Source organism: Propionivibrio limicola, from assembly GCF_009469695.1.
GTDB lineage: Bacteria > Pseudomonadota > Gammaproteobacteria > Burkholderiales > Rhodocyclaceae > Propionivibrio > Propionivibrio limicola.
Genome location: NZ_SSSR01000027.1, coordinates 21,338 through 29,684, shown reverse-complemented (window position 1 = coordinate 29,684; position 8,347 = coordinate 21,338). Strand labels below are relative to the sequence as shown.

9 protein-coding genes and 1 tRNA gene are annotated in these 8,347 nt (G+C 59.7%); 3 read left to right on the top strand and 7 right to left on the bottom strand.

Annotated features, from left to right (window positions below):
* Positions 1-56 precede the first annotated feature (56 nt).
* From GH659_RS14045 to GH659_RS14015, 7 genes are all read right to left on the bottom strand, one after another.
* On the bottom strand, positions 57-272 hold the full coding sequence (locus GH659_RS14045) for a hypothetical protein (RefSeq protein WP_153112068.1): 216 nt from the start codon (positions 270-272) through the stop codon (positions 57-59).
* A gap of 16 nt (positions 273-288) precedes the next feature.
* Positions 289-747: a DNA/RNA non-specific endonuclease gene (locus GH659_RS14040; RefSeq protein ID WP_153112067.1), complete on the bottom strand. Its 459-nt coding sequence runs from the start codon at positions 745-747 to the stop codon at positions 289-291.
* A gap of 336 nt (positions 748-1,083) precedes the next feature.
* Positions 1,084-1,158 (bottom strand) — tRNA-Val (locus GH659_RS14035).
* Positions 1,159-1,203: 45 nt separating this feature from the next.
* Positions 1,204-2,364 (bottom strand): MFS transporter, encoded by a 1,161-nt coding sequence (locus tag GH659_RS14030; protein ID WP_153112066.1) that lies wholly within the window; start codon positions 2,362-2,364, stop codon positions 1,204-1,206.
* Between the two features lie 37 nt (positions 2,365-2,401).
* Positions 2,402-2,701 (bottom strand): HP1242/YdcH family protein, encoded by a 300-nt coding sequence (locus tag GH659_RS14025; protein ID WP_246167879.1) that lies wholly within the window; start codon positions 2,699-2,701, stop codon positions 2,402-2,404.
* A gap of 98 nt (positions 2,702-2,799) precedes the next feature.
* Positions 2,800-3,885: a chorismate synthase gene (aroC, locus tag GH659_RS14020; RefSeq protein WP_153112065.1), complete on the bottom strand. Its 1,086-nt coding sequence runs from the start codon at positions 3,883-3,885 to the stop codon at positions 2,800-2,802.
* A 305-nt stretch (positions 3,886-4,190) separates the two neighbouring features.
* Positions 4,191-5,657 (bottom strand): DegQ family serine endoprotease, encoded by a 1,467-nt coding sequence (locus GH659_RS14015; protein ID WP_246167877.1) that lies wholly within the window; start codon positions 5,655-5,657, stop codon positions 4,191-4,193.
* A gap of 295 nt (positions 5,658-5,952) precedes the next feature.
* Here GH659_RS14015 and tpx point away from each other — a divergent pair, with 295 nt between their 5' ends.
* From tpx to GH659_RS14000, 3 genes are all read left to right on the top strand, one after another.
* Positions 5,953-6,456, top strand: a complete 504-nt coding sequence (tpx, locus tag GH659_RS14010) for a thiol peroxidase (RefSeq protein WP_153112063.1) — start codon at positions 5,953-5,955, stop codon at positions 6,454-6,456.
* Positions 6,457-6,543: 87 nt separating this feature from the next.
* Positions 6,544-7,113: a DOMON-like domain-containing protein gene (locus tag GH659_RS14005; protein ID WP_153112062.1), complete on the top strand. Its 570-nt coding sequence runs from the start codon at positions 6,544-6,546 to the stop codon at positions 7,111-7,113.
* A 19-nt stretch (positions 7,114-7,132) separates the two neighbouring features.
* Positions 7,133-8,341, top strand: coding sequence for an exo-beta-N-acetylmuramidase NamZ family protein (locus tag GH659_RS14000; protein WP_153112061.1), 1,209 nt, complete (start codon positions 7,133-7,135; stop codon positions 8,339-8,341).
* Positions 8,342-8,347 lie beyond the last annotated feature (6 nt).

The window sequence follows — 8,347 nt, the reverse complement described above, 5'->3', positions numbered from 1 at the left end:
GCGCTGATCGCGCCGCCTTCCGGTCGGGCCTTCGCCCCTCCCTCTCGGCAACGCGATCAGCGCAAATGAAGTGTCCGGGGTGTGTCAGTTTTGAATCGCTGCCCAACAAAAATCTGTATCAGTTTTGAATCGCCGTTGACAGCAATGGCGTTCACTTTGGCGGGATTAAGGGGAATACCGCCGCGATCAATGGCGCGGATAAGCCGCTGGGCTTGCACAATCTCTGGCGGGAGTTGGTGCTTAAGCAGGCGGCGCCGGATCCACATCAGCATAGGCCGTTTCTCCTCGTCACGATCTCGGTTGAATTCCCGGCAGAAACTCAATGCCCGTGCGATTCACCAGTTCCTGATAGGAAATCGGCCAGCTGCCGCGTGCCTGGTCGCTATTTTCAATCCAATACGCCCAAGCCCGATTGGCCGAAGGGTCATACACCAGCTTATAGAGATACGTCGGTACCAAAACACGACCCCGACCAATCGTCTCAGGTTGTGTTGGGAATGCCGGTCCAGTAAAGACATACACCGGCCCGCCGGTCCGTTGCACATACTTGCGCGTCGCTTTCTCGACGGCCTTGGCCCAAACGCCCCGATTGTTTTCGGGCGCTTGCGGCACCATGTTGGCAAGCGAAAAGGATTGTGCCATCGCCCGCGCGGTCGGCATGTCGGCGGCCGGTGCCATGTGGCCACGGTCAAAGCCGGAGCCCTTTGGTAATTCCATCGCTTCGTGATACTGGACATTGATTGGCATACCGCACAACGTAAATTTACAATGTCACAAGCAAAATCAATGACTTAGAAAACACGTGCCGTTGAACCAGTAGCACATATCGGTGTGATTGCCGGATCGGGTCGCATTGATCGTTGGAATTGATATCGGCCGAGAATCGGACACAAACGCGCCGTTGGAGTCTCCCGATTCTTTGAAGCGCATTCCTTTTCGGAGATGAAAAGCAGAAAGCCAACCGGAATTCGGTTGGCTTTCACTTGGAAGCATATCCTTGCCACTCGATTTTTGAAGCATAAACTTGCCAAGTGGCAAAGTTATGCTTCCTAGGACAATCTCGTTCTGTCACGTACTGCGAAATGGTGGGCGATACTGGGATCGAACCAGTGACTTCCACCGTGTGAAGGTGGCACTCTACCGCTGAGTTAATCGCCCGATGTGAGGCTGCGGATTTAACCACATCCTGCTAGCGGGGTCAATTTACCGGACACTTTTTTCGTTGCTCGGCACGGGTATCCAGCGGGCAACGAGAATCAGGCCAATCAAGCCGAACACCGAGCCCAGCGCAAAGGCCACCTCGCTGCCGCAATGATCCCACGCCCAACCGGCCGCCAACCCGCCAACCAGACCACCCGCCCCGAAGCTTAGGCTGGAATAAAGGGCCTGTCCCCTCGACCTCGTATTCCCCGGGAACCAGGTATTAACCGCGGCGATGGAAGCGGCGTGATGAGAACCGAACGTCAGGCCGTGCATCAGTTGCGCCAAAACGAGGACTGGCAGCGATTCGACGCCGTAACCGATCAGTACGAACCGCAAGACGGCAGCCCCGAAACTCGCCAACAAGATTCGACGCATACTGAATCGGCGCATGACGCGGCTCATGGCGAGAAAAACGCCAATTTCAGCCAAAACCCCCAGCGACCAGAGGCTCCCGGCCATCAACTTGCTGTAGCCATGCTCCGAAAGATAGATCGAATAGAAGATGTACAACGCACCATGCGCGGCTGACATCGAGAAACTCGCACCCAGCAAAGCCCGGACGCGGGGCTGTCGCAAAATCTGACCGACGGGAGGATGCACCTCGTATCCTTGCTTGGGCGGCGCTTCCGGCACAAGCATTCCACAACAGACGATACCTCCGAGCGTCACGACGATGGCCCCGAGCAGACTCGGCACACCGAGCTGGTCAAGCAACGCCCCCGTCCCCATGACCGCGACGATGAATCCGATCGACCCCCACAGCCGGACCTGGCTATAGCGCGACGCATTTTCCCGAAGATGATCGAAGGTCAGCGTCTCGATGAGTGGCAGAGCCGCGACCCAGAAGAACGAAAACAACGCCATGGCCAACAGAAAGGCCGAGAAATCGCGGGACATGAAGAATATCGAAAACACGGCCAGCGTGATTACGCCGGTCAGCCGGATGATCGGCACACGATGTCCGACCCGATCAACCAGCAGCCCCCAGAGATAGGGGCCGAACAGACGCATCAGCTGCATCTGCGTCATCAGGACGCTGATATCCCACGCAGAAAACGAAAGCGACTTGAGATACAACCCGAAATACGGGGAAAACGCGCCAACGAAGGCGAAGTAGAAGAAGTAGTAGCCGGAGAGGCGCCAGTAGGGAAAACCATGCATCCGCGCATTTTATCGGATGCATGGGGTAAAACCGGGGTCAGTTGTTGTTTTGGTGCGTGACGAGCAGATTGTAAATCTTGTCTTTCAGAATCGCCCGCTTCTTTTTCATCTCTTCGATAGTGAAGTCATCGACCGGGACGTCCCGCTCTTCCAGACGTTCAACCTCGCCCGTCAGGCCGTCGTATTCATCGACCATCGCGCTAAAGACGCTGTCGGACGTCCGCAAGGTTTGCATTACACCCAAAAATTCAGGGAATTCGCGATGAAGCTCATGGTGGTCTACCTGCATGATCGTACCCTCGCTTTTTGTCTGGCCGCCCCGCTGGATGGCCAGCATGGTTTATAAAGACAGACTTGCCAGTCCGCGCGGTTACTCTACCACCATGCTCGGTCGCTGTTTAGCCCTGCGGGCACTGCCCGCCACGCGTTCGAACGTCAGATTCGCGGCGTCGAACACTCCACATCGCCGCACTGGGCCCGATGCCGCAACGCATGATCGATCAGCACGAGGGCCAGCATGGCTTCCGCGATCGGCGTGGCCCGAATGCCGACACAAGGATCGTGACGGCCATGCGTCTCGACCATGATCGGCTCGCCGGCCCGGTTGATCGACTGGCGCGGAATACGGATGCTGGACGTCGGCTTGATCGCCATATTGACGAGAATGTCCTGCCCGGTCGAAATGCCGCCGAGCACGCCGCCAGCGTTGTTGGAAAGAAAGCCCTGCGGCGTCATCGCGTCGCCGTGTTCGCTTCCCTTCTGCGCAATACTCGCAAAACCGGCACCGATCTCGACGCCCTTGACGGCATTGATGCCCATCATCGCGTAAGCAATCTCGGCATCGAGCCGGTCATACACCGGCTCGCCCCACCCCGCTGGCACGCCGCGCGCGACAACGCTGATCTTGGCGCCAATGGAATCGCCGGACTTGCGCAGCGCGTCCATGTATTCCTCAAGCTGCGGCACGATGGCAGCATTCGGAGCAAAAAAAGCGTTCGTTGCAATGGTTTGCGCATCGACAAACGGGATTTCGATGGGCCCCAACTGGCTCATCCAGCCCTGAATCGTGATGCTGTAACGCGCCTGCAGCCATTTGCGGGCGATCGCCCCGGCCGCCACGCGCACCGCCGTTTCGCGCGCCGATGAACGGCCGCCGCCGCGATAGTCGCGAAAACCATACTTTTGCGTATAGGCATAGTCGGCGTGGCCGGGACGGAACGTCTCGGCGATGTTGCCGTAATCCTTGCTACGCTGGTCCTGGTTGCGGATCAGCAGGCCGATCGGCGTTCCGGTCGTTTTACCTTCGAACACGCCGGACAGGATTTCCACCGTATCCGGCTCGCGGCGTTGCGTCACATGGCGCGACGTTCCCGGCTTGCGGCGATCGAGTTCGGCCTGAATGTCCGCTTCGCAGATTTCCAGCCCCGGAGGGCAGCCATCAACCACGCAGCCGATGGCCGGCCCGTGCGATTCGCCAAAGGAAGTAACCGTGAACAAGGTGCCAAAAGTATTGCCGGACATGGGATTCTCAGGAGCGATAGAATGACCGCGGAGTCTATCACAGCCGCCCCTCGGCGCCGTTGATTGCGACGCTCTACACCGCCCAAGCAGGAGGCCAGACGATCATGAACGAGAAAACGAGGCATCCCTCCAAAGCTTACGAAAAAACCCGCCCGTCACAGGGCAGACAAGCGCCTCCCAACCCGCTGCGCCAAGCCGACAACCGCTGGCAGCGAACGGTTCGCTACGGCTGGGACAAAGGCGGCTCAAGCGGCGGCCGGAAATAAAAACGGGGGCGTCAAGCCCCCGCAACATTCAACAAGACGTCAGTTCAATTCCACCGGAACGAAGAGCCGCGCCTCATCGCGCTGGATCAACAACGCGACGCGCTTGCCGGCTTTCGCCACAAGACCACGTAATTGATCGACGCTGCCGACCGGCTCACCGTTGACGGAAAGGATGACGTCGCCCGGACGTATCCCGGCGCGCGCCGCCGCCCCGCTCGCGTTCTGGACGACGAGTCCGCCGCGCCCGTCGAACTGGCGGCGCTCTTCGGCACTCAACGGTCGCACGGCCACCCCGAGACGCCCACCCGCGACGTCCTTGCTTTCCGCGACCGGCTCTTTTTCCTCCTTGAGCGCTCCGACTTTCACTTCGATGTCGCGCACACTGCCCTTGCGCCAGACCTTCAGGCGCGCCGATTCTCCCGGCCGGATGTTGGCGACCAACGGCGGCAATTCGCCCGACGTCTGAATTTCCGTGCCGTTCAGCGACAGGATGACGTCGCCCGGCTCCAGTCCGGCCTTGGCCGCCGGACCGCCGCTCTCGACGGAACTGACCAGCGCCCCGACCGGTTTGCTCAGCCCGAACGAATCGGCCAGCGACTGATTGACCTCCTGAATCGAAATCCCAAGCCGGCCGCGTTGCACCTTGCCGTGTTTGACGATCTGATCCTGAATCGACATGGCGACTTCAATCGGAATGGCGAACGAAAGCCCCTGATAGCCGCCCGTCCGGCTGTAGATTTGCGAGTTGATGCCGACCACTTCGCCCGCCATGTTGAACAGCGGCCCGCCGGAATTACCGGGATTGACCGCCACGTCGGTCTGGATGAACGGCACATAGTTGTCGGCCGGCAGCGAGCGCGACTTGGCGGAAATGATGCCAGCGGTGGCGCTGTTCTCGAATCCGTAGGGCGAGCCGATGGCCAGAACCCATTCGCCAACCCGCGTGCGCGTCGAGCTGCCAATCTTGACCGTCGGCAAATTGCGGGCATCGATCTTGAGCACGGCCACGTCGGTCGCCTTGTCGGCACCGAGCACTTTGGCCTTGAATTCACGCTTGTCGATCATTTTGACGGTCACTTCGTCGGCCCCGTCGATCACATGCGCATTGGTGAGGATCAGCCCGTCCTCGCGCAGGATGAATCCCGACCCCTGCCCGCGCACCTGGCGCTCGCCGCGTTGCTGCGGGATGCCGAAATGGCGGAAGAATTCGTAAAACGGGTCGTTCGGATCAAGCCCGGGAATATCCGCCAGCCCCTGATTTTTCACCTTGCCGGAAATACTGATATTGACGACGGAAGAACCGTTGCGGGCCACGATCGCGCTCATATCCGGCAAGGCAGCCGCCGGCATCGGAGAACTCGTCGCCATCGGGGCTGCAACGGATGTCGTCGGCGGCACCGCCTTGTCGGAGGCGGCATGGGCTGACCAAAGCTCAAGCCCGTTTTCGAGCCCATTTCCCAACGAATAAGCGCCCACCAACGCCGCCATCACGACAGCGGCAATCATCAATCTCTTCACGCTTCGATACATCATCGTCTCCTTCTCTCCTTGTGCAGATTCAGGCAAATCATTCACCGAAAAGATAACGCCAAGACCACAAAAAACAGGGCAAGTTTAATCACGAACAGCGACTTTACTTCCCGGCCAAGCGATTTTCACAGCGGTTATTTGGTTCCTGCGATGACAAAAACAAGGCCGCTTGCCGAACTTTTTTCTAACAATACTGACCAACCGGCAGATTTCAGCGATGGCTCGGTCATCTTTTTTCGCAACACCACGACAATTCCCGGAAGGATTCGACATGGCAAACACAGTCACTCTCGGTGGCAACCCCATTCAAGTCGCAGGCGATTTCCCGCAAAAGGGACAACAGGCTCCTGCGTTCTCGCTCGTCGGAAGCGCGTTGGCCGACGTTACGCTGGAGAGTTTCGCCGGCAAGCGCAAGGTTCTGAACATTTTCCCGAGTCTGGATACGCCGACCTGCGCGGCGTCGGTGCGTAAATTCAACCAAAGCGCCAGCACGCTCGCCAACACCGCTGTCCTCTGCATCTCGGCCGACCTGCCCTTCGCCCAGAAGCGTTTCTGCGGTGCGGAAGGACTCGAAAACGTCGTAACGCTCTCGCTAATGCGCGGCCGCGAATTCCTCAAGAACTACGGCGTGGAAATCACGAGTGGCCCGCTCGCCGGTGTAGCCGCCCGCGGCGTTGTCGTTCTGGATGAAAACAACAAGGTTCTGTACAGCCAGCTCGTACCGGAAATCAAGGACGAACCCGATTACGACGCGGCGTTGAAGGCGCTCGCGTAAGCGCGCAACGTTTCCCAGCAAAATCGGGGGGCTCCGGCTCCCCGTTTCACTTTATCGGCGGGGCATGAAGCGGCTAAAATTCGCCCCATGCCCGACGAACACATCACCCAGCCGCTTTTCTGTCACATCGCCACACCCGCCCCAACCGTGCGGGCCATCGAAGTCCGACTATCGCAGAAAACCGGGAACGGCCTCACGCTTGGCTACACGCTTTGGGGCGACGCGACGCGTCTTCGCATTCCGCAGCAACAGTTGCCATCACGCTCCGACGGACTCTGGGAACACACCTGCTTTGAAGCTTTCATTGGATTGAGGGGTGAACGCGCCTATCGCGAATTCAATTTTTCCCCTTCCGGACAGTGGGCCGCCTACGCGTTCTCGGACTACCGGCAACACGCCGATACTTCGCCCGACTTTGATCCGTTAGAGACCACGACGCGGCTATTGCCCGACCGGTTTGAGCTGGAAGTGTGTCTCCCGTACGGCGCGCTCCCGGCCAACCCGGATGGAAAACTGTGGCAAATCGGCCTTTCGGCCGTCATCGAGACGCACGATACGAATGATGGCCAGCTGAGCTACTGGGCGCTTCATCACCCATCTGCAAAGCCGGACTTTCATCACCGCGATGCCTTCGTCCTCGAACTCCCATCCCTTTAATCCCTCGCCAAATCACGCCATGACCATTCAGTTCGGCCTCGACCGCCTGCTTGCCGACCCAAGCCTGCGGAAACCACTTGCCGGCAAGCGCATCGCCCTGCTCGCTCACCCCGCTTCGGTCACGGCCGACCTGACACACGCGCTCGACGCACTCGCCGCCTTGCCCGACCTCAAACTGACGGCGGCCTTTGGCCCACAGCACGGGTTGCGCGGCGACAAGCAGGACAACATGGTCGAATCGCCGGATTTCCTCGATCCGCGACACGGCATCCCGGTGTTCAGCCTCTACGGCACGGTGCGCCGACCAACGGCAGAGATGATGGGCACCTTCGACGTCCTGCTGATCGACCTGCAGGATCTCGGCTGCCGCATCTACACCTTCATCACCACGCTCCTCTACATGCTGGAGGCCGCAGCGCAGCACGGTAAATCGGTCTGGATACTCGATCGGCCGAACCCGGCTGGCCGACCGATCGAAGGACTGACGCTACGCGCGGGTTGGGAAAGTTTTGTCGGCGCCGGCCCGCTGCCGATGCGGCACGGGCTGACGATGGGGGAACTGGCGCGCTGGTTCATCGCCGAATACAAGCTCGACGTCGAGTGCGAAATCATCGCCATGCGCGGCTGGCAGCCCGAAACTAGCCCCGGTTACGGCTGGCCGCTTGGCGAACGCACCTGGATCAATCCAAGTCCGAACGCGCCCAACCTGTCGATGGCGCGTTGCTACGCCGGCACCGTGATGCTCGAAGGGACGACGCTTTCCGAAGGGCGCGGCACGACGCGGCCACTCGAACTGTTCGGCGCCCCGGATATCGACGCCCGCCGGATCATCGCCGAAATGCAGGCACTCGCGCCGCACTGGCTCATGGGCTGCCGCCTGCGCGACTGCTGGTTCGAGCCGACCTTCCACAAACACGCCGGGACCTTGTGCAACGGCGTGCAAATTCATGTCGAGGATGGCGGCTATCACCATCATGAATTCCGTCCGTGGCGTTTGCAGAGTCTGGCCTTCAAAGCAATCCGCCGCCTTTATCCGGACTATCCGCTGTGGCGCGATTTCCCTTACGAATATGAGCACGACCGACTGGCCATCGACCTCATCAACGGCAGCCCGCTGCTGCGCGAGTGGGTCGACGATCTGGAAGCAGCGCCAGCCGACCTGGATGCACTTGCGCAGGCTGACGAATCAGCCTGGGAAGCCATACACCGGCAAGTCCTGATTTACTGAGGCGGC

Bases quoted from the DNA above. Each gene is read 5' to 3' on its own strand.
- GH659_RS14040 (WP_153112067.1), bottom strand. From the start codon at position 747: ATGCCAATCAATGTCCAGTATCACGAAGCGATGGAATTACCAAAGGGC.
- GH659_RS14015 (WP_246167877.1), bottom strand. From the start codon at position 5,657: ATGATTGCCGCTGTCGTGATGGCGGCGTTGGTGGGCGCTTATTCGTTG.
- GH659_RS14030 (WP_153112066.1), bottom strand. From the start codon at position 2,364: ATGCATGGTTTTCCCTACTGGCGCCTCTCCGGCTACTACTTCTTCTAC.
- GH659_RS14045 (WP_153112068.1), bottom strand. From the start codon at position 272: ATGCTGATGTGGATCCGGCGCCGCCTGCTTAAGCACCAACTCCCGCCA.
- GH659_RS14005 (WP_153112062.1), top strand. From the start codon at position 6,544: ATGCCCGACGAACACATCACCCAGCCGCTTTTCTGTCACATCGCCACA.
- GH659_RS14025 (WP_246167879.1), bottom strand. From the start codon at position 2,701: ATGCTGGCCATCCAGCGGGGCGGCCAGACAAAAAGCGAGGGTACGATC.
- tpx (WP_153112063.1), top strand. From the start codon at position 5,953: ATGGCAAACACAGTCACTCTCGGTGGCAACCCCATTCAAGTCGCAGGC.
- GH659_RS14000 (WP_153112061.1), top strand. From the start codon at position 7,133: ATGACCATTCAGTTCGGCCTCGACCGCCTGCTTGCCGACCCAAGCCTG.
- aroC (WP_153112065.1), bottom strand. From the start codon at position 3,885: ATGTCCGGCAATACTTTTGGCACCTTGTTCACGGTTACTTCCTTTGGC.